This is a genomic window from Parabacteroides caeci (assembly GCF_023656795.1).
In the GTDB taxonomy this organism is placed as follows: domain Bacteria; phylum Bacteroidota; class Bacteroidia; order Bacteroidales; family Tannerellaceae; genus Parabacteroides; species Parabacteroides segnis.
The window spans coordinates 111,182-132,720 of the sequence record NZ_JAMOKT010000004.1 but is presented as its reverse complement, the minus strand read 5'-3'; the positions used below and the strand labels follow the sequence as shown (position 1 = coordinate 132,720).

Annotated in this window: 28 protein-coding genes; 4 read left to right on the top strand and 24 right to left on the bottom strand. The window is 44.0% G+C overall.

Features of this window, described 5'->3' with window-relative positions; translation table 11 throughout:
• Positions 1-61: 61 nt before the first annotated feature.
• The 11 genes from NBH15_RS03470 to NBH15_RS03420 form a co-directional block, all read right to left on the bottom strand.
• On the bottom strand, positions 62-319 hold the full coding sequence (locus tag NBH15_RS03470) for an HU family DNA-binding protein (protein ID WP_250821985.1): 258 nt from the start codon (positions 317-319) through the stop codon (positions 62-64).
• Positions 320-616: 297 nt separating this feature from the next.
• A complete protein-coding gene (locus tag NBH15_RS03465; RefSeq protein ID WP_250821984.1) occupies positions 617-880 on the bottom strand; it encodes a phage antirepressor N-terminal domain-containing protein in 264 nt (87 codons plus the stop codon).
• Positions 881-942: 62 nt separating this feature from the next.
• On the bottom strand, positions 943-1,308 hold the full coding sequence (locus NBH15_RS03460; RefSeq protein WP_250821983.1) for a hypothetical protein: 366 nt from the start codon (positions 1,306-1,308) through the stop codon (positions 943-945).
• Positions 1,309-1,626: 318 nt separating this feature from the next.
• Positions 1,627-2,199, bottom strand: coding sequence for a KilA-N domain-containing protein (locus tag NBH15_RS03455; RefSeq protein WP_250821982.1), 573 nt, complete (start codon positions 2,197-2,199; stop codon positions 1,627-1,629).
• A gap of 64 nt (positions 2,200-2,263) precedes the next feature.
• Positions 2,264-2,452 carry a hypothetical protein gene (locus tag NBH15_RS03450; RefSeq protein WP_250821981.1) on the bottom strand — a complete coding sequence of 63 codons (189 nt, stop codon included), beginning with the start codon at positions 2,450-2,452 and terminating at the stop codon, positions 2,264-2,266.
• A gap of 247 nt (positions 2,453-2,699) precedes the next feature.
• Positions 2,700-3,071, bottom strand: a complete 372-nt coding sequence (locus NBH15_RS03445; protein WP_250821980.1) for a hypothetical protein — start codon at positions 3,069-3,071, stop codon at positions 2,700-2,702.
• Positions 3,072-3,077: 6 nt separating this feature from the next.
• Positions 3,078-3,323 (bottom strand): hypothetical protein, encoded by a 246-nt coding sequence (locus NBH15_RS03440; protein ID WP_250821979.1) that lies wholly within the window; start codon positions 3,321-3,323, stop codon positions 3,078-3,080.
• A 23-nt stretch (positions 3,324-3,346) separates the two neighbouring features.
• Complete coding sequence (locus tag NBH15_RS03435) at positions 3,347-3,775, bottom strand: hypothetical protein (RefSeq protein WP_250821978.1); 429 nt, start codon at positions 3,773-3,775, stop codon at positions 3,347-3,349.
• Positions 3,776-3,835: 60 nt separating this feature from the next.
• Positions 3,836-4,027, bottom strand: a complete 192-nt coding sequence (locus tag NBH15_RS03430) for a crAss001_48 related protein (protein WP_250821977.1) — start codon at positions 4,025-4,027, stop codon at positions 3,836-3,838.
• Positions 4,028-4,059: 32 nt separating this feature from the next.
• On the bottom strand, positions 4,060-4,959 hold the full coding sequence (locus NBH15_RS03425) for a hypothetical protein (protein ID WP_250821976.1): 900 nt from the start codon (positions 4,957-4,959) through the stop codon (positions 4,060-4,062).
• Between the two features lie 188 nt (positions 4,960-5,147).
• Entirely contained in the window at positions 5,148-5,372 is a 225-nt protein-coding gene (locus NBH15_RS03420) for a hypothetical protein (protein ID WP_250821975.1), read from the bottom strand.
• Between the two features lie 105 nt (positions 5,373-5,477).
• Here NBH15_RS03420 and NBH15_RS03415 point away from each other — a divergent pair, with 105 nt between their 5' ends.
• Positions 5,478-5,885 carry a hypothetical protein gene (locus NBH15_RS03415; protein ID WP_250821974.1) on the top strand — a complete coding sequence of 136 codons (408 nt, stop codon included), beginning with the start codon at positions 5,478-5,480 and terminating at the stop codon, positions 5,883-5,885.
• A gap of 413 nt (positions 5,886-6,298) precedes the next feature.
• On the top strand, positions 6,299-6,607 hold the full coding sequence (locus tag NBH15_RS03410) for a hypothetical protein (RefSeq protein ID WP_128133226.1): 309 nt from the start codon (positions 6,299-6,301) through the stop codon (positions 6,605-6,607).
• Between the two features lie 76 nt (positions 6,608-6,683).
• Here the strand turns inward: NBH15_RS03410 and NBH15_RS03405 are convergent, their stop codons facing one another.
• The 9 genes from NBH15_RS03405 to NBH15_RS03365 form a co-directional block, all read right to left on the bottom strand.
• Positions 6,684-6,941: a hypothetical protein gene (locus NBH15_RS03405; RefSeq protein ID WP_128133227.1), complete on the bottom strand. Its 258-nt coding sequence runs from the start codon at positions 6,939-6,941 to the stop codon at positions 6,684-6,686.
• A 96-nt stretch (positions 6,942-7,037) separates the two neighbouring features.
• Positions 7,038-7,781, bottom strand: a complete 744-nt coding sequence (locus NBH15_RS03400) for an alpha/beta hydrolase (RefSeq protein WP_128133228.1) — start codon at positions 7,779-7,781, stop codon at positions 7,038-7,040.
• 49 nt (positions 7,782-7,830) lie between these two features.
• Positions 7,831-8,688, bottom strand: a complete 858-nt coding sequence (locus NBH15_RS03395) for a helix-turn-helix transcriptional regulator (RefSeq protein ID WP_233566795.1) — start codon at positions 8,686-8,688, stop codon at positions 7,831-7,833.
• 292 nt (positions 8,689-8,980) lie between these two features.
• The gene (fumC, locus tag NBH15_RS03390) at positions 8,981-10,381 is read right to left on the bottom strand and encodes a class II fumarate hydratase (RefSeq protein ID WP_128133230.1); all 1,401 of its coding nucleotides are present in this window, start codon (positions 10,379-10,381) and stop codon (positions 8,981-8,983) included.
• Positions 10,382-10,437: 56 nt separating this feature from the next.
• Positions 10,438-11,757, bottom strand: a complete 1,320-nt coding sequence (locus tag NBH15_RS03385) for an MATE family efflux transporter (RefSeq protein WP_128133231.1) — start codon at positions 11,755-11,757, stop codon at positions 10,438-10,440.
• A gap of 380 nt (positions 11,758-12,137) precedes the next feature.
• Entirely contained in the window at positions 12,138-12,506 is a 369-nt protein-coding gene (locus tag NBH15_RS03380; protein ID WP_250821973.1) for a VOC family protein, read from the bottom strand.
• A gap of 89 nt (positions 12,507-12,595) precedes the next feature.
• On the bottom strand, positions 12,596-13,435 hold the full coding sequence (locus NBH15_RS03375) for an AraC family transcriptional regulator (protein WP_250821972.1): 840 nt from the start codon (positions 13,433-13,435) through the stop codon (positions 12,596-12,598).
• A gap of 42 nt (positions 13,436-13,477) precedes the next feature.
• The gene (locus NBH15_RS03370) at positions 13,478-13,849 is read right to left on the bottom strand and encodes a DUF4907 domain-containing protein (protein ID WP_350472262.1); all 372 of its coding nucleotides are present in this window, start codon (positions 13,847-13,849) and stop codon (positions 13,478-13,480) included.
• The gene (locus NBH15_RS03365; RefSeq protein WP_186961955.1) at positions 13,824-14,825 is read right to left on the bottom strand and encodes a Kelch repeat-containing protein; all 1,002 of its coding nucleotides are present in this window, start codon (positions 14,823-14,825) and stop codon (positions 13,824-13,826) included. Before NBH15_RS03365 ends, NBH15_RS03370 begins: the two co-directional genes overlap by 26 nt.
• 416 nt (positions 14,826-15,241) lie before the next feature.
• On the opposite strand from NBH15_RS03365, the gene NBH15_RS03360 reads away from it, so the two are divergent.
• Positions 15,242-16,564: a DUF4270 family protein gene (locus NBH15_RS03360; RefSeq protein WP_250821970.1), complete on the top strand. Its 1,323-nt coding sequence runs from the start codon at positions 15,242-15,244 to the stop codon at positions 16,562-16,564.
• Entirely contained in the window at positions 16,551-17,753 is a 1,203-nt protein-coding gene (gene bamG, locus NBH15_RS03355; protein WP_186959389.1) for a BamG family beta-barrel-assembly machinery protein, read from the top strand. Before NBH15_RS03360 ends, bamG begins: the two co-directional genes overlap by 14 nt.
• Before the next feature lie 11 nt (positions 17,754-17,764).
• Here bamG and NBH15_RS03350 read toward each other — a convergent pair whose 3' ends face one another.
• The 4 genes from NBH15_RS03350 to NBH15_RS03335 all read right to left on the bottom strand — a co-directional run bounded on the left by NBH15_RS03350 (position 17,765) and on the right by NBH15_RS03335 (position 21,461).
• On the bottom strand, positions 17,765-18,811 hold the full coding sequence (locus tag NBH15_RS03350) for a DUF2776 domain-containing protein (RefSeq protein ID WP_250821969.1): 1,047 nt from the start codon (positions 18,809-18,811) through the stop codon (positions 17,765-17,767).
• Positions 18,812-18,913: 102 nt separating this feature from the next.
• A complete protein-coding gene (locus NBH15_RS03345; RefSeq protein WP_010800543.1) occupies positions 18,914-19,351 on the bottom strand; it encodes a LytR/AlgR family response regulator transcription factor in 438 nt (145 codons plus the stop codon).
• 150 nt (positions 19,352-19,501) lie between these two features.
• A complete protein-coding gene (locus NBH15_RS03340) occupies positions 19,502-20,260 on the bottom strand; it encodes a LytR/AlgR family response regulator transcription factor (protein ID WP_009859506.1) in 759 nt (252 codons plus the stop codon).
• 16 nt (positions 20,261-20,276) lie between these two features.
• Complete coding sequence (locus NBH15_RS03335; protein ID WP_250821968.1) at positions 20,277-21,461, bottom strand: sensor histidine kinase; 1,185 nt, start codon at positions 21,459-21,461, stop codon at positions 20,277-20,279.
• Positions 21,462-21,539 lie beyond the last annotated feature (78 nt).

Here is a 21,539-nt window from a genome sequence, read left to right as displayed (position 1 = left end):
GCGACCATCGGACGACAATCAAGTGCCGACAGCCCTGAGCCTGCCACTCGCGCGTGTATCTTTACAGATCGAACGACGGACGGAACTTAACCACTTTCTTGGCAGGTACATCAACTACCGTTCCTGCCGCGATGTTGCGTGCCTTACGTGCGGCGCGTTCCTTGATGGCAAATGTTCCGAACCCGCGTGAATAGATCTCTTCCCCTGATTGAAGGGTGTCGATGATTACGTCACGCTCTACGTTGATCACGTGTTCTACTGCACTTTTCTCCATACCTGTGATGGAGGCTACTTTTTCGATTAAATCTTGTTTTGTCATGATTGTTGTTGTTAAATTGTTATTATGAATATCGTCATTTGTCACCCTGATTTTTGAATAGAAGTGTAGGTTCGTTTTTGAGTCGTTCCTGCCGAATCTGTTCCAATAATTTCTGTTTTTTAGACAACTCTGATTTAGATGTTTGAATGGATTGCTTTATATCATCAATATCTTCAAGTAGCGATATTTCTATTTTGTTTTGCTCCAAAAGCTTCTTTTGCCCTCCATAGAAGTAGGTGTATAATGCATGATTGCATTCAAATTGATACTTAATCAACGCTTCCCTCGCTTCTTCTTTTACATTGTTTGGATTATACTAAAAAGCCACCCGAATATAAATTCAATAGGTAAACAAAGCATTTCGTACACCTTTCCATCTGATCCAGTTAGGGGCTTCAGCACCCCAACTGAAGAATATATAGGATGCTCCTTTACCTTCTCTTGTTGGCTTTTTCTATCAATCCCCAAAGCCTCGCATATAGGTTTGATAGCAACCATTTGTTCATCACTTGTGGATACGATGTCCACGTTGTTCACTCTTGCGATTAGTTTTGTTTCCATAAATGATAAAAATTTAGATGATTATTATGATTTTATTATTAGGTACGGATATACCAATCCCATTATGCTTCCGCAGTCATTCGGCGTAAACGGTTCGATTCGTAACGTTCACGTTTATTCTTTTGGCAGAGGCTTACGTATTGTTGGTATTCCCTGCGGAGACGTACGACCGTTTCGATCAGTTCAGCGTATGAGTTGGCCCCTGCCGTAAGGGTACGGCCTGAGATGTTGAACACGCCAGTGATGGAGTGTCCATTTGCATTCTGTGATTGATTGTAATTGATTTTGCACCGATGAAGGTCGAAACCGTAAGATGCAATATCCCGGAATGGATTTCCGGTTAGGGATAGGATGCACGTTTCGTGTGCAGACGTTGCTGTACAGGTACTATTGTTCGCTGCATTGCAAAATTCACCGTTCTTGGTCATTGCGCGTGAAATTTGAAATGTATGAATATAAGAAAGGCTGTTCGCCTCCCAAGTTCGACCAAGAACCATACTCATATCGCTATACGGGTATGCGCGGGATTTGAACAGCCTTATATCGTTGTGTAGATACAATCCTGTCAGTACGGACATAAAAAATCCGCATAGCATATATGTTCTATAGTTCTTGGTCTGAACTGCTGCAAACATACTACATTTATTTGAAAGTTGTATCATAATTCGTTGCTATTTTGTGTTTTATTTTAAAAATCGTGTTTTTCTATCCCTTGAAATAAACCTGCATTTGCAGGTTTATTGGTATCATGCCTTTTCTTCCCCGTTCATGGATTCCTCAGAAAACAGGGTTTTGAAACCGTTTATCTTGTGTTTCTTTCGTTGCTCTATTAACTTACGTTTGTGTGCTTCCTCTTTACGTAAGCTATCCAGTTCCTGTTGTTCCGGCAAGGATGCCAAGTACTGTTCTTTCTGTTCGATCTGTTTTTGGATGTATGCGATTTCTTTCAGGTTTTGCTCGTCCTCGATGTAGGAGCCGAAAAGCAGGTAGTCAATGGTGTTGCATACCCATACGGCAAAAAAGGGATTCAACCACATGGCAAATGCGATGGCGACACGGCGGTCCATCCATGTGCCACTTTCGCGTCCGCCTTTCACTACTTTGACAAATTTTCCGGAAGGGGAAAACTCGTTTTCAAACTGCGAATTCGCAGTTTGACAGAATGCCTCAATTAAATTTTTAGTGTTTTCATTCCTGATAAAATGAGCTGGCTCTTTCCCAAAAACATTCGCCATTTGGGATGCGTTTACCATGACGTTCTTGTCATTGATTTCAAACTGTACAACTGTTCCGTTGTATTCAAATTCTTTCTTTTCCATGATAGATGTTTTTTTTGATGTTGATAAAATTGTTTTCAAAGTGAGAATTCTCACTTTGAAAATGCTATTCCTTCTTTCTTATAATCACTTCAAAATCTTCCGCCATGATCGTCGGTTGTTCCTGTGTCAAAGCCCTCACGAATATATTAAGGGCTTCGTGTTGGTGACGGGACAAGGCTAGGAGGTGGTATGCGCCGTTCTCATCAGTGTAGATAAGACCGACATCGCCGGGAGATGCGTAGTTGATGTTCATTTTTTTAGTTGTCAGTAAATACATGGATGAATTTCCCATCAAGATCTTTCATTGTCTTACATGGGCATGTCCCTGCTCGAAAATGGTGGCATTTTGTGTTGCATTCCTCTGTGCATACTCTACCTATTATCTTATAAGGAATTTTGTTCTCGATCAGTGACCCTAATTCATCGCTGTTATTCAATACGTGAATTTGGTCACGGATGTTTATTGCTAAATATTTCATGTCTTTCGTGATTTGAGCTATTTACTGGTCGTTCGGTTTTTCCAAACAACCACTATCAGGTTCCTGATCCAAGCAAGCGATAAAATGCTTCAAGGCTTCTTTCGCTGTTGGGCAGTCTGGTGATTCGAAATAACTCATCGCTTCATTAAAGGCCTCGATAGCCTTTTCTTTCATCACTTCTTTGATAGTTATAGTACCGTCCGCTCCTTGTTCTCCGGGAGGATCGGGATGGCTTAATTGTTGCAGTTGCCATTCGGCGCCGGCGATAAAAGCCTTCTCTAGGTCTTTAGCGCAAAACAGTTTCATATTTGTTTCGAATATGTCGGGTTCTCGTAGTAGATGCAATGCTACTTTGGTAGCATTGACCTTATATTCATGTGCGTTGCTGTTCATAATTTTTCATTTTGAATAACTCTTTTTGTTTGAGGTACATAAATTAAGACCTTCAAATCCTAATACACAACCATCACAGTAACTTTGATCACCCTTATCAATACATAACCTATCCTTTACAACCTCAGATTTAAGCCGGTTGATAATATTTTCAAGTTTCGCATTTTCATCTAACAGGCTATTTCTCATCCTTTCATACTCCTGCGAAGGTATAAGGCTCTTGTATTCTTCTTCTGATAATATATATTGCATATTCAGTTCTATTTAGTTATTAGTCACAAAGCTTTAAGTCCTTTAGGGAACTTTCCGCCAGATGCCACAAAATCAGATCGTCTAACCTTTAATGCGCTCCTAAGAGAATCTATCTGTTCTTTAGGTAGTATCTTTTTCAAAGTCCGATATCTGCCTTTTAAGTCGCAATAATATAGGCATTTCATATCTTCAAAAACCTGACGCTTCAAAGAATAGGAAAGTCCATGTTGCCGAAGGAGGTCGATTGCATTTTGTACAGGATTTTTACCATCCATCGACTTGTTCACCGACAACAACCTCTTTTTTATATCGGAAACTTCTATTTCGGTAGAAGATTTCACCTTGAATTTCTCATCGATATTATCACGACCTACAGCGTCAATAATGATTCTTTCCGCTTCTCGCCTGGTGCAACCAGTTAGGAATTGTATATCTGCGCTAGTTACTTTCATAATTAAACTATTTTTAGATGTTAGCGTAGGGCAGCTATATGGCTACCCTACGAATTTGAATTACAACCGTTCCAATCTGGCTTTTAGGCATTCGTTGTAAGTGTACATTGCTCCGGCCTGTACGAGTAGAAGAGACTTCTGTACCGGATCAATCTCGTTGACCTTTTCGCTTTGATTGAAATCATTCAGCTTGTTCAGCTTTTCTTCGAGTTGTGCCTGTTCTTCGATTAGGCGTGATTTAAAATCGCTCATATGAATATGGGTTTTACAAAGCCGCCCAAGGCTCAGTTATTTTTAGATTTTAACCATTCTTGAAAATACCATAGTTGTCCACATCCACCACCTATATCGTCTTGTCCGGCAGGGTTGAATACACGTATAGAATATTCGGCATCAATCATCATTTGTGAAAATGATTTTATTCTATCCAATTGTTCGTTAATGGCCGCTTGCATGGTATTATCTTTCTCACAGATTACAGACAATGTACATTCCCAAACGTCAGGGATTAAGTTTTCTGAAAGTCTTAGTACGTCGTCGTAAGAATTATTCCCTTCATGTACACAGTAATTAAAAAAGGGTTTTCTCCCAGTAGCTTTCGCCCAATTTTCACCCAAAACTCCTATATCCTGTAAACTGGTTGTCAATGAAGGTATAAGTCTTTTCCTTGCTACATCCCTACTTTCATGAACTGAAAACTGAATACCAATTTTGGAAATATTTTGGCTTAATTCAGTGAAATCGTTAAAGTGCTTACCTATGAAGTGAGCTGGGGCAGTTGTGCTTATAAGTAACTGCGCATTTGGGTATTTATCATTTAGAGTAATAATAGCCTTCTTTACTTCGTCGTAGTTAAGAAAGGGTTCACCCATACTCATAAACATTATTTGAAACTTCTTTATACTCCAAAGGTCGCAATCTATCGTAGAAAGTGCTACGTCTATTTGCTCTACTATTTCGTCGGATATTAGGCTACGAACAAAAAATTTTCCAGTACCGCAAAAAACACAACCTATGGGACAACCGCATTGTGTTGAGCAACAAATAACAGTTCTTTCTTGGTATGAATTATAACGGTATAAAACTGCTTCTACAGCAATACCTTTTAATTCGTCTACGTTTTCTTTCTCAAAAACAAATTTAGAAACATTTGTATCTGAACTATTGAATATTCTATATTTCATAATTCAACTATTTTTAATTATGCGCTATTGATTATATTCTCTATTTATATCTTCTAATAAAAGAGCGAGACCTATAATTGATCCTATAAGAAGTGCCAAAGTCCAATGGAAAAGGTATAGCCAGTACAATATGATACTGACAATAGCAATACAACATACGCCTCTCAGTATATATATTATTACCTTCTTCATCTCTTTTTTTTCTGAAACTCCTTAATGCATCCTAAAAGTCCGATTATTTTAAGGAATGGCATTCTCCTGCATTCCCCTCTCATATAGACATAAAGAGTGTTGTCTCCCATGCCTGCTTCGTTCATGAACTCCATGAACGATTTTCTTTTTTTCATATCCTCCTTGGTGCCATCCCAAAAGGACATGATTTCTTTTCTCATCTGCTCCTTTTTTTCCTCCATTTTTGTATTATTTATTATTATATTTGTGATTGCAAATATATGGATCGTTGAACTAATATTGAACTAATATTAAACTTTTCTTGAATTAAAAAAAGTTAAACATCTATGACAGAGTATTATATCTTCAACGCTGATCAATTTGGTCGCGACATGCAGGAACTCATGGGGGGGCGATACATCAGTATTCTTGCCGACATAACAGGCACAAGTTATAATGGAGCCCTTAGATGGTGCAAACAGGAAAAAGCGACTAAGAATGGTCCCAATAAAGACCGTCAAATGCTTATTTCCGAATTTTTGAAAAAAAATTATTCCGTAGATATCAAATGGAATGATTATCTGATAAAGAATACCTCCATCGACCAGTCTTCTGAATCCAGAAAAGATCTTTTGAAAAAGATAGAGGACCTTTCCGGAAAAATAAAAGCCTTGGAAAAGGAACTAGAGGCGGAAAGAGAAAAAAATTTAGCTTTAAGAATTGAGTTGTGTGGAAAACAAAATGTAACTATCTGAAAGTTAACAAATAAAAATGGAGGATAATTCTATACTAAAATCACAATCGGAACTGGTTCGGAACTATTTATACGTTTCAGAACTGTTCTGTTTGAATATAACTTATTGATTATCAAACAAAGCACATTTCTGAATAGAAGGGGTATAAGTCCCCCCGCTTCCGCTCCAAAGGCTGTTAGTCGAAAGATTGACAGCCTTTGTTGTTTTATCCCTAAAACGAACCTGCCATTGAGGAAAATTTCATCACATTTCCCCAATTCCACATCCCCATTCTACAGTCTGGCACAATCACAAATACACATAATTTACTGATTATCAACAATTACGCAATCAGACCATCCGTTTGGCACACAAATTGAATTACATTAAGCGTATTAGTAATAAAAGATTGTTGAATTAAAAAAATTAAGATCATGAAAAAGGTATTAGTAGTAATGGCAATGGTTATGGGTGTTGGTTGTATGAGTGCTATCGCAGCAGAAACAAGTGTTGATTCAGTAGCTTGCTGTCAGTCTACTCAGGATGAGTACACAAAGATTGAAGTGGCAGATGTTCCTGAAGTAGTGAAAACAGCAGTTGAAAAAGCCTATGCAGGCCAGACCATCAAAGAAGCCTCTGTAGCAGAAAAAGACGGAGCCAAGACTTATAAACTTGTTATCGCTACAGCCGAAGGTACGGAAAGCACGGTTACCTTCAATGACAAAGGCGAAGAAGTAAAATAAAATTTAATAACAACAGTTATGTCGGTTAAGACAAACGTCCGGACGTCCCCAGGGAAGTCCGGACGTTTTGTTGTTTTTAGTTCTCATGTTTTTCAGCCCATTCAAATATAACCGGACTCTGCACATCCACACCGAACTCCGCTGCTTTTTGCAGGATACGGTAAGCCAGCAACGGCTTCTTATCCTCGGGTGCATATCTGAAATAAGATTCGGCAGCCCTTACATGGGCCGCATCGGGCATAGGAAACTCACGGGTTTCCGGAAGGCCAAAATCAGAGGAAGGAAGTTCCTTGCGTTCCTCTGTCGTCAACTTGTCACTAAACCTGTTTGCCATAATCATTTATTTTTGATTGTTCAGTATAACCCACTCAACAACCAAAAGGCTCATTTCTATTGCCAGATTTAGCAATTATTCTATTAAAACAGGGAATCAATCCTCTTTCTTCAGCAAGATGATATCCAGAATGGAACTGACTGTATCCGCCTTTTTGACCACCATCAGATGATCGCCTCCCTCAACGGGAAAGACATTTTCAAGCCGGTCATAAGGAAAGATCTGATCGGACGTGCCATGAATATGGTAAAGGTGTTCGCTCTTATTGTCCGGTACCCAGTCAGTGATCTGTTCTACCGCCCATTTGATATATATGGGATCGGTAACAGTCATATACTCTGCCAGATCGGAATTGGAGGCATTATATACCAGGCGGTTAAAGGCATTGGTAATAAAGTCGGTCGACGAGAAAAGCCGTTTAGGCATAAACTCCATCAGATTGACTTTCCGGACTGCCTGGAAAAGAATAGGGATTTCCCTTTTGCTTTTAAAGGAAGAAATGATAACGCACTTCTCCGGTTTCAGGAAAAGTGTCATCTCCTGCATGATAACGGCACCAAAAGAATAACCGATCAGGATAAACGGACGCGAGGTGTCGATCGTCTTTGCCATCTTATGAGCATACTCCGACAATGATTCGTCGGGGCTGGGAATAAACCATTCGATATAGGCTTTTTTATACCCCTTCGGAAGCCGCAGTTTGTCAAAGACCTTACAGTTATAGCACATCCCGGAAATAAAATAGACAGTAATATCTTCCGCCTCCTTTTTCCAAAGCCAGTTTACCAACGACGACAAACGTCTCCATAGTCCGGGTGATTGCACTTTACTTCCTTCCATATATCATTTTTACTTTATAAGCATAAAGATAGTGGTTTTGTTCAAATGATCATCTATCGGCTTTCAGCTGACGTAATAATTCGGAAGGAGTGCAGCCAAACTGCTGCTTGCAGAAACGTGTAAAATGAGTCGCCGAGTTAAACTTATACAACTGCATAACATCACTCAGCGTATTTCCCGGTTCGGCCAGTTTAAAACGCACATGTTTTGCTTTTTGTTTCAATAACCATTGATGGGGAGAGATTCCAAACTCTTCCCTGAACTTATTATTAAAATTCGTACGTCCCATACCGGCTATTTTTGCCAACCCGTCCACCTGGTCCACCTTCAGATAATTTTCAAGTATAAGGGAACGGAAATCCAGCGATTTTCCAACGATAGGATGAAATAAATAAGCCAACTCTTCTTTTCGATAAAATCCCCGAAACAGCAAAAACAGCTCCATCGACTTTATCTCATGCAAATGCTTGCAGTTCATCTTCGACTCCAGGTATTCTATGATAGTCTCCAGGAATAAACGTAAAGGCGGATATATAACAGTCGGCTGATAATCATATTCGATCTCACGACTAAGGGGAGCCAGCGATTGAAGTTCCAGTTTATTGCAAGCACCGGGGAAACGGTCAAACGTAAATATAACAAGGTTGGAATCAGATACTATCTTACAGAAAAAATCAGAGGACTTCGGGATCAATATAAACTCATCCGACCGGATGATTCTGTTTCTTTGCTCATTACAACAAATAACAGCTTCACCTTCCAGGAAAAAGATCAGATGATGGCAATCCTTGTCCTGCTCTTTCAGTTCACTCTCCTCTCTTACTATACGATGTTTAAATCCAACTAAAATATCCGGAGAATAATCTTTACAAGATATATACTCTTCCAAATAAAGTAACTTTTTCATTACATCCCCCATTTTTAATTCCGACATTAGTGTTTCCTCATATTTACCTTTACAACGGTATCGCATTCAGTCGGTTATTCACTCACTATACAAAAGGCTCATTTCACAATTTGAAACAAATGTATAACTTTTTCCGGTTAAACAACTCACATATCCATCGTTAATGTTTACATATCTGCTACGGAAATACGGCGAGGCTATTATTGTCCGGCGCTTTCCGAAAATAAAAAAGCGCAGTTCCTGCATATACTACAAAAACTGCACTTTATCAATCACTTACAAGAAGATTAAGTTACTCAATCCTGCCTACCATTCCGGAAGGATCTACCCATTCATCGAACTCTTCGGCCGTAAGCAACCCGGAATCAACGGCTGCCTGCTTCAACGATTTGTTTTCACGAAATGCTTTCTGGGCAATCGAAGCTGCTTTATAATAACCGATCTTCGGATTGAGTGCCGTCACCAGCATCAGGGAGTCGTCCAGATGTTTCTTTATAGTCTCTTTTACCGGCTGGATACCGACAGCACAATGGTCGTTGAAACTCCGGCAACCATCACCGATCAACCGCGCGCTGTGCAGAAAATTATAAATAATCATCGGCTTGTACACATTCAACTCAAACTGTCCCGACGCACCGCCTACAGAGATCGCCACATCGTTCCCCATGACCTGCGCCGCAATCATGGTGAGAGCTTCGCACTGGGTCGGGTTCACTTTCCCCGGCATGATAGACGAGCCCGGCTCATTTTCCGGCAAGCGGATTTCACCGATTCCCGCACGCGGACCGGAACCCAGCATACGGATATCGTTGGCTATCTTCATCAGGCTGACTGCGACACCTTTTAACGCCCCGTGCGTTTCAACGATCGCATCATGAGTTGCCAGCGCCTCGAATTTATTGGGTGCCGTGACAAACGGCAGACCGGTTAGTTCCGATATTTTCTTTGCCACCTTCTCCCCGTAGTTTTCCGGAGTGTTGATACCGGTACCGACAGCCGTACCTCCCAGCGCCAGTTCCGCCAGATGCGGCAATGTATTCTTTATCGACTGGATGCCGTATTCCAGTTGGGCGGCATACCCGCTGAACTCCTGCCCCAAAGTCAAAGGAGTCGCATCCATAAAATGGGTACGCCCGATCTTGACGATCGGCATGAACTCCCGGCTTTTCATGACGAGGGTACGGTGCAACAACTCCAGAGACGGAATCGTATTCTCCCGAAGCATCTTATAAGCGGCGATATGCATAGCCGACGGGAACGTATCATTAGACGACTGCGATTTATTCACATCGTCGTTAGCCATCAGAACCTTCACCTCATCGGTCAGTTTTCCGCCATTCAGGACATGTGCACGGTTAGCAATCACTTCATTCACATTCATATTGGTCTGCGTGCCGCTACCGGTCTGCCAGACCACCAGGGGAAACGCCTCATCCAGGTGGCCCGCCAGTATCTCATCGCAGACACGTACTATCAGATCGCACTTTTCCACCGACAGCACACCCGCATCCTTATTGGCCAGCGCAGCTCCTTTTTTGAGGTAGGCAAAGGCATAAATAATCTCTTTGGGCATACGGTTTATATCTTGTGCAATCTCAAAGTTTTCGATACTACGTTGCGTCTGCGCTCCGTAATAAGCATCCGCAGGAACCCTGACGGTTCCCATGGTATCTTTTTCTATCCGACATTCCATAACTTCTTCTTATTAGTTTTTCTTATAAAACCATTCAGATTATGAATTGTTTACGATTACAACCGGTATGTCTTTTTATATACACACTTCATGTACCAATAAGATAAGACGAAGAGAGACAGAACATAAAGATGTTCCGTCGTCCAATACACAGCGAGAGGGAGATTCGGGGTCGCGGACAATACATACAGGTATATCACATAGAAAACCGTCGTGACCACTTCAAAAAGGAAACCCGTACGGGTCCTTCCGGTTCCGGTAACGGCATTGCAATAAATATGAGCCGGAACCGAAAAGAGGTAATTAGCCAGCATGACCGTAAAAGGCCAGAAGGCAATCCGGATCAACTCCTCATTCTTCGTGTAGACGCCCAACACCGCATCGGAGAAAAAGAAGGTCAGCACAATCAAAGGAAGTCCTACAAAATAACCCAGGCAAACCATTTTACGGCACAAAGGCATCACCTTTCCGTATTCGCCTGCCCCTATCAGATTGCTGACCAACGATCCCGTTGTTGTCGAGAACGAGCAGACGATCACAAAAAAGACCGTCGATATGCTCCGGATGATATTGGCTACAGCCAGTATGTTTTCTCCCAGATGTTCAATCATCACGAAAAAGAAGAACCAGGGAGCCACACTGATAAAAGCATGCATCATACTCCACACGGAGAGATGAAGCAAACGGAGCAATAACCGCCCGTCATACACAGGCCGCAAGCCATACTGACGTTTGTCTACCTCCCGGAAGATATAGACAAGAAAGACGATTAAAAAAGACAATTCAGACAAGGTCGAAGCCAGAGCGGCACCGGAAATACCCAATCGTGGAAACCCTGCATGACCAAATATCAACAGGTAATTCAGTAGAATATTGGTCGTCACCATAACCACAGCCCCGACAGTCAGCACCCTGGTTTTGATAATCCCGACAAAGAAAGAACGGAAAGCCAGCGCCGGGAAAGTAAACAGAAGCCCGAATGTCCGCCAGTCGAGATAATCTATTACAGCACCATAGACCTCATCCGAAGTGACCAATCCAGATAAAATAACCGGTGCAATCCATTTGGATAACAAGAACAGGAAAGCCGCCAGCACTACCAGGAAAAACAATCCCTGAAAAAACACCTTTCCTGTTTCATCGTATTTCTGTTCGCCGTTACGGCGTGCCACCATGACCTGCAATCCGAGGCTAAAACCAAAACCCAGCATATAAAGAATCAGGTAATACATGCCGGCCAGGGCAGAAGCGCCCAGTTCAACCTCCCCGTAATGCCCCAGAAATATAGCGTCGGTAATATTGATCAGTTGTTCCATTAAAATGCTCATCATCACGGGATAGTTGATGAGCCAGATCTGTTTGTATGTGAAATTCATAATTCAACTTAATATATAGCGTCGGCATACGTTCCCGCCAGAGAACATACCGCGACCATGAATACTAAAAAATAAATAGATTGTACCCTGTATAAAATAGGATAGCGAAAGTCAGGCAAAACAGTTTTTTGCCTTATGTCCGGGAGAACGACGCTATATACAGAGTTGCCACTTCATAAGTTGAATAATCGGATTATTTGATTCGGGAACAAATGTAGGAGTTTTTTCAGGAAATAACAAGGAGGTGCCCAAAGTCTCTATCCTGTCATCCCGGGCTTGACCCGGGATCGCATACTAAACATTGTAATCAATATAGTATAAGTTGTCGGACCAAGTTCGCCATGACAAAACAGATTTTGCAGCACCTCCTTCAAGCATGTTTACTTATCAGAATACAATCCCAGCGTATTTCCTTCGCTATCGGAAAACATTGCGAAATAGCCGCGGTCTTCGGATTCGATCTTTGTCTTTTCGCGGACGATGCTGCCACCGTTGGCTTTGATCAGAGCAAGCGTTGCATCCACGTCGTCCACATTCAGATGGACAAGCACACCGTTCTTTGCCGGAAGGAAGTCGGCCGCCCATGAGATAGCACCCGGAGCCAAGCCGTCCTCGTCGGGGAAGAAAGCCATCTTTTCGGATTCGCATTCCATCACGCTCAATTCCAGGTTCAACACTGTTTCATAAAACTTCACGGCTCTGCCAAAATCTGCCGTAGGGATCTCGAAGAAAGAAACTAACTTTTTCATGTTCACTTTTTTTGTCGTTAAATTATTTCTGCCAATTGACAATGCAAAGGTAGGACACGCCGCAGGGGCAAACTTGGAAAAAAAGGACATTAGTCGTTTTCGGTAGAAAAATAATCGGAATAGGGTGCACAGAGGGACAGGTATTCCTTCGGCGTATAGCCGGAGAATATTTTAAACTCGCTGATAAGATGGGGCTGGTCGTAGAAACCGCATTCGCAGGCCAGCCGCGAAAAGGTCATGCCCGGAACAGACTGCAACATATACAAAGCATACTGGAAACGGACTATACGCAGGAAATCTTTGGGACTGATCCCTATATGCCCGGTAAACACACGCTGAAACTGCTTGGTACTTAAAAAGACGGAAGATGCCAGGTCGGATACACGTATCTCCCCTTTTTCACGGTCGATCGTCGAGACCACAGAACGCATGCGCTCCAGGTTATACGATTTCAGGGGATTTAACCGGCGAAGGAGGAATTGTTCGACCAGACGGATACAATTCCGGTCGTCTGCTTCGTATAGGAGGCGGTCTTCCAGTTCCAGCAGTTCGCGGTCGCCTGCCTCATCGGCAGTAACCTTCCGGTCGCAAAATTCGCTGACCGGCATACGGAAAAATGCATTGGCGGCATAGGTATGGAAAACGACAGCCAGTATCTTTATATTTCCAGTATAGCTCAGGTCGGAGAAGCCGACGAACTGCCCGCACAAGACGGACTGGCTATCCAGGCGGCGGGTATCCTGCCGGGAAGAAAGCGAGACCGGATTTCCGCGGTAGAAAAGCATCTGGATATTACCACACGGAATAATACGCTCGGTACTCCGGGCAATGCTATCCGTTTCCAGCAACCAGTAATGCCTGATATAAGGAGCAAGTGCCGGCGATGGTAATATGAGTTGAAAGGATTCCACGCCGGCAAATATACTCATTAAAAAGAAAGGGCGACCATCACTGGCAGCCCTTTCCGACGTTCACGTTGAATTATCGTTTGTTTCTAAATCAGAGAGTGAATGTTTAATATCATCAATTGTTATTGAAAAATTTTCATTGTTGTTGAGCCTTTCCAGGACCAGCGCGCCGATCTTACGGGCACTGGCCTCATCCGGAAAAGACCTTAGCGTGTCAATTGCAGGAATGGTGGGCTGATATATCAACACCTTCTCATTCATCACGATCCGATAGCCCCAGCCATCCTCCAATTGAAACGTTTGCAACTCCGGTTGCCGGCCGTCCGGAGCCCCCTTTTCTCCGGGACGGAAATAAATAAGTAAAATAAGTACCGGTAGCAGCACCAAGCCCCAAAGAGCTTTTCTACCTTTAATAGTCATCATCGTCGTATTCATAAGGGTGAAGTTCCCAAACGTCATCAAAACGGTAAGTGCTGCTTTTACCCGTTGCCACAAATCCCCTCTCACCATTGGAGAAGCCGACCGCAACCGTACGGGCCGTACCTTTGAATTTGGCTACATTCTCCCACAAATCGGTTGCAGGATAATATTTCCAGGTGTCAGAACGTATGCTCCCGCTTTCACCGCAGGTCAGGTAGACAGCTCCGTCGATCACGAAAGCCGTACCATATTTACGTACTATATTATAATCATCGTCATAATCATCATCCGATGTATCGGCAATGTCGCGCAACTGGGTCCATGATTGCGTGGACGGGTCAAACATCCAGAAATCGTCCACATAAGTCCCGTTGTTCACGCCGCAGCAAACGTATGCCTTGTTGTCCAGAACAAAACTGGTGGCACCCTGCCGCTTCGTACCTCCTATGCTGACGATCTGCTGCCAGCTGTTGGAAGAAGGATTGAAGGCATAGAAATCTTTCAGATAATTTCCGTCGTAACCGCAACCGATATAGGCCTTTCCGCTGACACCGAAAGCCACCGCATCGTAACGCGCCGTTCCGGGGAAGTCTGCTTTCTGCGTCCAGTTATTGGCTGTAGGATCATATTCCCAGAAATCATTCAGCTTATTCGCTCCGTCATAGCCGGTTCCAAAATACCCCTTACTATCTACGGTCATAGCCACCCCTGAGTTTCGGGCCGTACCGGGGAAGGTTGCTTTTTGTGTCCAGGAATCCCGGTCCATATCATACTCCCACAAGTCCGACAGGCGGTTTGTTCCATCATACCCGCAGACCAGATACCCTTTATTTCCGATTGAAAACGAAGAAGCATCACTACGTGCCAGACCGTCGAAGTCGGATACGCGATACCACTTACCCATCAAATCATCATCATCGTCATCCCCACAGGATACCATTACCAGAGGCAGCAAGGCCAGCAGGAACAGAAATAATCTTTTTCGTGTCATCATATAACGTGTTACTGTTTACGGTTGCAAAAGAATAAAGTATCCAAAACACCGGCAAATTAAATCGACAAATGGCGGTTCCTGTCCGATGAACGGGTATTTATGGGAGGTAAAAGGCTTTTTCGGACGTTGTTTCCGGCTTAGCGCCGACTAATCTCCGGAATCAGGCGATTAACAGAGAAATCCGGGGCATTGGCAGGTTATTCTTGCACAGAAGATATCAAATATAGTTCTTTGCTCCCAAAAATGAGCTATCCAATTATAGTCATGGGAGTAACCTTTCCCCTCTTGAGAGGGGGCAGGGGGGGTTAAAGCTTGCTGATAAGGCGAAAAGATAACACACCCCTTATCCCCTCTCGAGAGGGGAAACAGTTACCATCAGTCACTATAAGTCAACGAAACAAACAAATTCAAATATGAAAAGAAGCCTTTTTCTGCTATGGATATGCCTGGCAACAGACGGTTGCCTCTTCCAATCCTGCTATGACGAGAGTAATAAGTATGGTAACGGATTAGTATCTTCGGCATTCCGCAATATCAGTACCGACACCAGTACGGTGACAGTCGCAGCCATGTTGATCGACTCGCTGGAAACCTCCGGCAAGGAGCTCGTCCTGCTGGGTGAATATACGCATCCGGTATGGGGCAAAATGTCCTCCTCCGGTTATGTATCCTATAACCGTCCTTCCTATAATACCGATATAGACGAGCGCGTCGTACTCGATTCGCTTATGCTCACCTTCAGGTACGGAGGTTATTATATCGGTGACACGCTGAAGGCCCAACGCTTCAACGTACACAGGCTAACCCAGAAACTCAGGCTGGGAGACAACGGTTATCTTTATAACACCTCTTCGTTCACCTATGAAGCCGAACCATTGGCAAGCCATAGCTTTATCCCGCGGCCGAACAGCGGGGAAGAGGTGGAAGTGCGCCTCCCGGACGAAATGGGCCAGGATTTCCTGACCCGTTTCCACAGCCGCGACGTACAGGTGAACTCCGATTATTTCGAAGATTATTTCAAAGGGCTGGTCGTTATTCCCGAAGGGGCCGACAACCAGTCGCTCCTCTCCTTCCAGGTGGCCGACAGTTCAGCCGTACTCGTTCTCCATTACCATATAATAGATGAAAAGGAAAATGAACAGGAACTGACCTTTACGCCCAATACCAGCACCCAGTTCAACCATTACGAGCATGACCGGAGCGGTACGACGATGGAACCGTTTCCTCCCGGCCAGAAGGAAATCCCTTCCTCCCAACTGGATAACAGGGGTGTTTTATTTGGCGGACTGGGATGGTATGCCCGCCTGGAATTTCCTTATATCAATAATATCCTTATGCAGGGAGAGCAGGTGGCGATTGAAAGCGCACTGCTAAAGATTTATCCTGAACCGGGCACGTTTTCGGCAACGAATGCCCTGCCCGACAGCCTTTATCTTTATATCGCCGACGAGAACAACGTGGTTACCGATGCCGTGACCGACTATCTCGGTGAAGAGGTGCAAAGCGGAACACTGGTAAAAGACGATACGTATGATGAAAATACCTATTATTACTTCGACATTACCAGTTTCATGCAACAGGAACTGGGAACTTTCGGTATGTATAAGCATAACCTGCAACTGGTATTCGACGAAGATACTTATACAAAGACATTCCGCAACCTGACCTTCAGCGACCAGCAAGGCCGTTCGCCCATTGTTTTACAGCTAATCTACAAAGTATATGAAAGTTATTAAGCATCTGACTCTATTCCTTTTACTGACCCTTCCCGTCCATGCACAAAATATAATGACCTCGTCGCCTTACTCGATGTTCGGGATCGGCGAGATCGTAACGGGATTGTATGGTTCCAATTCGGCAATGGGAGGTGTATCGACAGGTATGCGCGGCACCTGGTTGCTCAATACGGAAAATCCGGCTGGCCTGACGGGGCTCGACACGCTCCGGTTGTTTGCCGAGACATCGGCCTTTATGAAAAGCGAGTCGTACCAGTCGAAAAACGGTAACAGCAATGCTTTCACCGGGAATATGTCGGCTTTCACGCTGGCAGGACGTATCATGCCGCACTGGTATATGGCAGCGGGATTGACCCCTTATTCATCGGTCGGCTATTATTTCCAGAGTACGGAACCGCTGGAAGGTTCACCCGGTTCATACTATACAAGTACGTTCGAAGGATATGGCGGACTGTCGAAGGTTTATCTGACCAATGCATTTATGTTGGGCAAGAATCTATCGGTCGGCGTCAACGTCAGTTACATCTTCGGAAACACCAAACTTACGGAAAGCCAGAGCAGCATTTCCGTAGAGAACAGAATGTACACGCATGCATTCTATGCTGATTTCGGATTGCAGTATCACCGCCAGATCGGAAAAGAGACGGCTTTTACAATCGGGGCCGTTTACGGATATAAACAGCGCCTGAGCATTGAAAACTCAATTGCGATCGTTTATAGCAGCAGCGAAACGGAGGAGAGTAAAAGGAATACAACCCAATATCTGCCTCAATTTGCCGGCATAGGCGGCTCGCTGGCCTACAAGAAATGTACTTATGCGCTCGACTATGATTTCCACCAGTACAGCAGCCTTTCATCGGGTGACAGCCGGGTAAAATTCAGGGATTCGCATAAGTTGCGGCTGGGGTTCGATTATTCGCCCAACGGTTATTCGTCTTCGAGTTTCTGGAAACGCAGTTCATATAAGGCCGGGGTAAACCTGTCGACTCCTTACTTGCAGATCAACGGGCAAAAAGGTTACACCTACCGCTTCAGTGCCGGAATGGGACTTCCGGTAACGAACGGACGGATCAACGTAGCCCTTTACTACGACAAGACTCAACTAAATAATGATGTATACGGACAGAGCACTTTCGGGATGACAGTTTCGTATACGCTGAGCGAGTTGTTTTATAAGTTGAAACTGTAATCGGGAGCCTTCTATTTCGAAGATGTCCCGCTCTCCAGAATGCTAACAATGGAGAATAAAGTAAAGCAGATGCTACCCAAGCCGGCTAAAACTCTGGCCGGAACAAAATAGTAAGCATGTGCGGAACCCAGTTCGAACAGGAAGGCGGACAGGAACAAACAAGTCAATGCCGTAAATATAGGTATCAACGGAATACGGTTTGATAATTTGAATTCGTGCCGCCATATTTTGGATAGCAGGATCACTTTGCTGGAAATGCTATAGCATACCAGTCCCAGTCCGATCATGATATAGCCTGTTGTACCGTTTGCCGGATTGATGGTAGCCAGGATCAGGATAATTCCCCATACAACACAAATACTACCCATGACCAATACCATAATAGGCCAGAATTCGCGTTCGGTAGGAGAAAATATATTCCTGATCTGCCGGGCAATAGTCGCTACCAAGGCAATCAGACTCGTACAGATACAGGCCAGGCCGATCATCACATGTCCGGCCACAAAATATTTCGAGCCTTGGTCACTATGGGCTAACAGGCAGAATGCCCATATCCAGGCGGTCAAGGCGATCAGTCCGGCAATAGCAATCAGGGTCAGTCCCTGGGCACGGGTAAAAGCCTCGGGCGGAATATCATGGCCTGTCTTTTTCGAGTTGACGGTAATCATGGTGAACCGGGTGGAAGAGGTAGCTGTTGTGGCTACACAAGCGGTAATCAGTCCCACTCCGCAGATTACATGACCGGCTACAAACGATGCCGTATCGGGCGACCGCATAATCCATATCCCTGCAACGACCGTCAGGATAGCCGACAAATATCCCAATGCCGGAAGCGCATACCGGCTGATCTCTCCGAAAGTATTAATGATCTGCCTGATAATGGTTGCCGCCGTTGAGAACAGGGCTATACAAATCATACCCAAAGAAAATACGACCGGGCCGGCCACAAAACGGCTCGGGTCGGTTCCATATTCATACACGAACCAGCCGTAACCGAAACAGAACAGGGCCATCAACAAGGGTATAGCCCTGAAAAGAACACTAATGCCGTAATTCATAGTCTATTTGTTTTTAATTTCCCTCCAAACAGACAGGATTACGGCATTGTTCCTCAAATTACATTTTTATAGAATCTTTTTAGTTATCAGGGACAGGGAGACCTATTCCTGCAAGGCCAACCGCCCCATAAGTGCCGGAAGGTAGGAGTCGCTGATCGGGATCAACTCGTCACCGATGCGGATACGTTTCCGTTCAATATAACTGATGTGGGAAAGAGATACGATATAAGAACGGTGCACACGGCAAAACAAACTGTCGGTGAGGTTTTCTTCAAACCGCTTCAGGCTGACCTGCGAAAGCAGCGGTTTGCCGTTCGTGCGATGAATCTTCACATAATCGCCATAGCCTTCCAGAAAAAGAATCTCTTCTTTACGAAGGCGAATGATCTTACTTCCTTCCCGAACAAAAACAGGTTGTTCAGTCTGTTCTTTGTGCAACACTTCATGCACATCAGCCAATGCTTTATCCAACTTCTCAAAATAGCCCATCAGAGCATTCAACGTAGAAGCATCTCCATCGAAAGTAATACATTTCAACATAGTCGCTTTTCTTTTAAGTTTACACTACAAATAAATAAGAATATTCGGTGAACAAAGGTTAAGAACCGATAAATGGTAGAATTGGGTCGGTGAATCGCCCGGAGGAAGAGGGTGAAAAAAATCACCTCGATGATGCAGTATTTCACCGGATCATTCTTCCATTAATATCCATTTCTTGAATACCGGGGTTTTCGTTTTACTGATAATGATACGTTCCGGAATAGGCAATGTGAGGTTGACCGACAGGCGGCTGCCGAACCAGAGGTCAATATCCTTAATGGCTTTCCGGGAGATAATGAACTGGCGGTTGGCACGAAAAAAATGCTTTTCATCCAGTTGGTCGCCCAGGGCATCCAGGGTGCGGTCTACCGGATGCAGCTTGCCGTCAGAAGTATAAGCAGTAACCTTTTCATTCATTGTATAAAAATACAGGATATCTTCTACCTGCAACGGGTAAAATTTGTCGGTGAGCATGATCAGAAGGCTCTTTATGACATGCCGTCCCTGTATGGTATCGTTCGTTCGCCGGATATGGGCCAACCGCTCTTCGGGGCTGAAGAGGCGCAATTTGCCTAACGCCCGTTCAAGGGAAGTCAGCGTGATCGGTTTCAGCAGATAATCGATACTGCTGACCTGAAAGGCTTGCAGGGCATACTCGTCATAGGCCGTCGTAAAAATGACCGGTGCAGCGATTTCCACCTGTTCGAATATTTTGAAGGCTGAGCCGTCAGCCAGGTGGATATCCATAAAGATAATATCCGGCTGGGGATAGTTATGGAAATAAGTAACGCTTTCCTCTATACTCTCCAGTTCGGCCACTACCTCGACAGGCATCATGGTGTTTTGCGAAAGAATTGCTTTCAGACTACCAACAGCAGCCGTTTCATCCTCGATAATTACAGCGTTCATACAGTTTAATCTTTTGTTATACCCGTCCGGTACCGTTCAGCAAAGGAAGGGTTACCTTAAAATAATCTTTCCGGTTGGAGATATGGATATCCTTTCCGGTAAGCATCCGGTAGCGTCCCCAGAGGTTCTTCAACCCGATGCCGCTCCCCGTGCTCTCTTCCACCTTCGGCTGTACCCTGTTGGATACGACCAGTTGGTTCTCTTTAGTAGTATAAACGTCGATTTGCAGCGGATACTGCTTGCTGATCACATTATGTTTAACCGCATTTTCGATCAGCGGCAGAATACTCAGGATGGGCAAATGCCATAATAAAAGTGCCGGAGCCGCTTGAATAGAGAAGAATAGCTTCCCTTCATAACGGACGCCAAGGAGATAAGTATATGCTTTCACAAACTGCAATTCTTCTGCCAGCGTAACCATTTCTTTCTTGTTGCTCTGCAAGATATAACGGAAAACATTCGACAACTCATCCAGATAAGTCAATGTCTGCTCCTTCTCCCCGCTCCTGATCAGGGAGTTCAGCCCATTCAGGGAATTGAAAAAGAAATGAGGGTTGATCTGTCCCATCAAAGCATTGTATGAAGTCTGGAGTTTTTCAGTCTTCAATTGTTCATATTCAAGCATCATCTGTTGTTTTCCATTCAGCAGGCGTATCAAAAGGACACTCAGCAAAACGGTTAACAGTATAAACAGATGCTCCGTCAGAAAGGGTTTCGGGAAATCTGTCGCCCGGCTGAGAACCATAGACACATGCGGATCAGGGGATGCAGGGGGTGCCGCTTTCTTTCTTGCTGCATCTTCCATTATAACAAAACTATCAGAACGGAACATTTGATCAACTTCCAAAAGGTCGATCATCACAAAACGGTGTATGACCGGATACATGAAAAAGAGCGCAATGCCACAAACGATTGTCACACCGGCAGACAACAGGATTGTTTTATATTCTTTATTACAAAACAGACGGTCGCCCAACTTATACATTTGAGAATCCAGTATAAACAGCAGAAAGGCATATACGAAAAACCAAAATAAGGAATAATAAAGAAATTCATCTCCGGACGGATGGTTCCCCGGGAAAGGGACTCCCAGCGACTGCATTTTATAAGTATGCATCAACATGGTAAAGTTGACGAATAGGCTTAACAGCACTGACACGATAAAACCAATCAGCAGATTGTTTTTCACGGAATGTTGCATAAGTGTTTTATTTATAGGTGACAAAGATAACCCTATTCCCCTGCCGGAAAAACACAAACCGACGAAACGGCTAAAAAC

Excerpts from the sequence above, each read along its gene's own strand:
- NBH15_RS03470 (WP_250821985.1), bottom strand. The coding sequence starts at position 319 with ATGACAAAACAAGATTTAATCGAAAAAGTAGCCTCCATCACAGGTATG.
- NBH15_RS03465 (WP_250821984.1), bottom strand. The coding sequence starts at position 880 with ATGGAAACAAAACTAATCGCAAGAGTGAACAACGTGGACATCGTATCC.
- NBH15_RS03460 (WP_250821983.1), bottom strand. The coding sequence starts at position 1,308 with ATGACCAAGAACGGTGAATTTTGCAATGCAGCGAACAATAGTACCTGT.
- NBH15_RS03455 (WP_250821982.1), bottom strand. The coding sequence starts at position 2,199 with ATGGAAAAGAAAGAATTTGAATACAACGGAACAGTTGTACAGTTTGAA.
- NBH15_RS03450 (WP_250821981.1), bottom strand. The coding sequence starts at position 2,452 with ATGAACATCAACTACGCATCTCCCGGCGATGTCGGTCTTATCTACACT.
- NBH15_RS03445 (WP_250821980.1), bottom strand. The coding sequence starts at position 3,071 with ATGAACAGCAACGCACATGAATATAAGGTCAATGCTACCAAAGTAGCA.
- NBH15_RS03440 (WP_250821979.1), bottom strand. The coding sequence starts at position 3,323 with ATGCAATATATATTATCAGAAGAAGAATACAAGAGCCTTATACCTTCG.
- NBH15_RS03435 (WP_250821978.1), bottom strand. The coding sequence starts at position 3,775 with ATGAAAGTAACTAGCGCAGATATACAATTCCTAACTGGTTGCACCAGG.
- NBH15_RS03430 (WP_250821977.1), bottom strand. The coding sequence starts at position 4,027 with ATGAGCGATTTTAAATCACGCCTAATCGAAGAACAGGCACAACTCGAA.
- NBH15_RS03425 (WP_250821976.1), bottom strand. The coding sequence starts at position 4,959 with ATGAAATATAGAATATTCAATAGTTCAGATACAAATGTTTCTAAATTT.
- NBH15_RS03420 (WP_250821975.1), bottom strand. The coding sequence starts at position 5,372 with ATGGAGGAAAAAAAGGAGCAGATGAGAAAAGAAATCATGTCCTTTTGG.
- NBH15_RS03415 (WP_250821974.1), top strand. The coding sequence starts at position 5,478 with ATGACAGAGTATTATATCTTCAACGCTGATCAATTTGGTCGCGACATG.
- NBH15_RS03410 (WP_128133226.1), top strand. The coding sequence starts at position 6,299 with ATGAAAAAGGTATTAGTAGTAATGGCAATGGTTATGGGTGTTGGTTGT.
- NBH15_RS03405 (WP_128133227.1), bottom strand. The coding sequence starts at position 6,941 with ATGGCAAACAGGTTTAGTGACAAGTTGACGACAGAGGAACGCAAGGAA.
- NBH15_RS03400 (WP_128133228.1), bottom strand. The coding sequence starts at position 7,781 with ATGGAAGGAAGTAAAGTGCAATCACCCGGACTATGGAGACGTTTGTCG.
- NBH15_RS03395 (WP_233566795.1), bottom strand. The coding sequence starts at position 8,688 with ATGAAAAAGTTACTTTATTTGGAAGAGTATATATCTTGTAAAGATTAT.
- fumC (WP_128133230.1), bottom strand. The coding sequence starts at position 10,381 with ATGGAATGTCGGATAGAAAAAGATACCATGGGAACCGTCAGGGTTCCT.
- NBH15_RS03385 (WP_128133231.1), bottom strand. The coding sequence starts at position 11,757 with ATGAATTTCACATACAAACAGATCTGGCTCATCAACTATCCCGTGATG.
- NBH15_RS03380 (WP_250821973.1), bottom strand. The coding sequence starts at position 12,506 with ATGAAAAAGTTAGTTTCTTTCTTCGAGATCCCTACGGCAGATTTTGGC.
- NBH15_RS03375 (WP_250821972.1), bottom strand. The coding sequence starts at position 13,435 with ATGAGTATATTTGCCGGCGTGGAATCCTTTCAACTCATATTACCATCG.
- NBH15_RS03370 (WP_350472262.1), bottom strand. The coding sequence starts at position 13,849 with ATGAATACGACGATGATGACTATTAAAGGTAGAAAAGCTCTTTGGGGC.
- NBH15_RS03365 (WP_186961955.1), bottom strand. The coding sequence starts at position 14,825 with ATGACACGAAAAAGATTATTTCTGTTCCTGCTGGCCTTGCTGCCTCTG.
- NBH15_RS03360 (WP_250821970.1), top strand. The coding sequence starts at position 15,242 with ATGAAAAGAAGCCTTTTTCTGCTATGGATATGCCTGGCAACAGACGGT.
- bamG (WP_186959389.1), top strand. The coding sequence starts at position 16,551 with ATGAAAGTTATTAAGCATCTGACTCTATTCCTTTTACTGACCCTTCCC.
- NBH15_RS03350 (WP_250821969.1), bottom strand. The coding sequence starts at position 18,811 with ATGAATTACGGCATTAGTGTTCTTTTCAGGGCTATACCCTTGTTGATG.
- NBH15_RS03345 (WP_010800543.1), bottom strand. The coding sequence starts at position 19,351 with ATGTTGAAATGTATTACTTTCGATGGAGATGCTTCTACGTTGAATGCT.
- NBH15_RS03340 (WP_009859506.1), bottom strand. The coding sequence starts at position 20,260 with ATGAACGCTGTAATTATCGAGGATGAAACGGCTGCTGTTGGTAGTCTG.
- NBH15_RS03335 (WP_250821968.1), bottom strand. The coding sequence starts at position 21,461 with ATGCAACATTCCGTGAAAAACAATCTGCTGATTGGTTTTATCGTGTCA.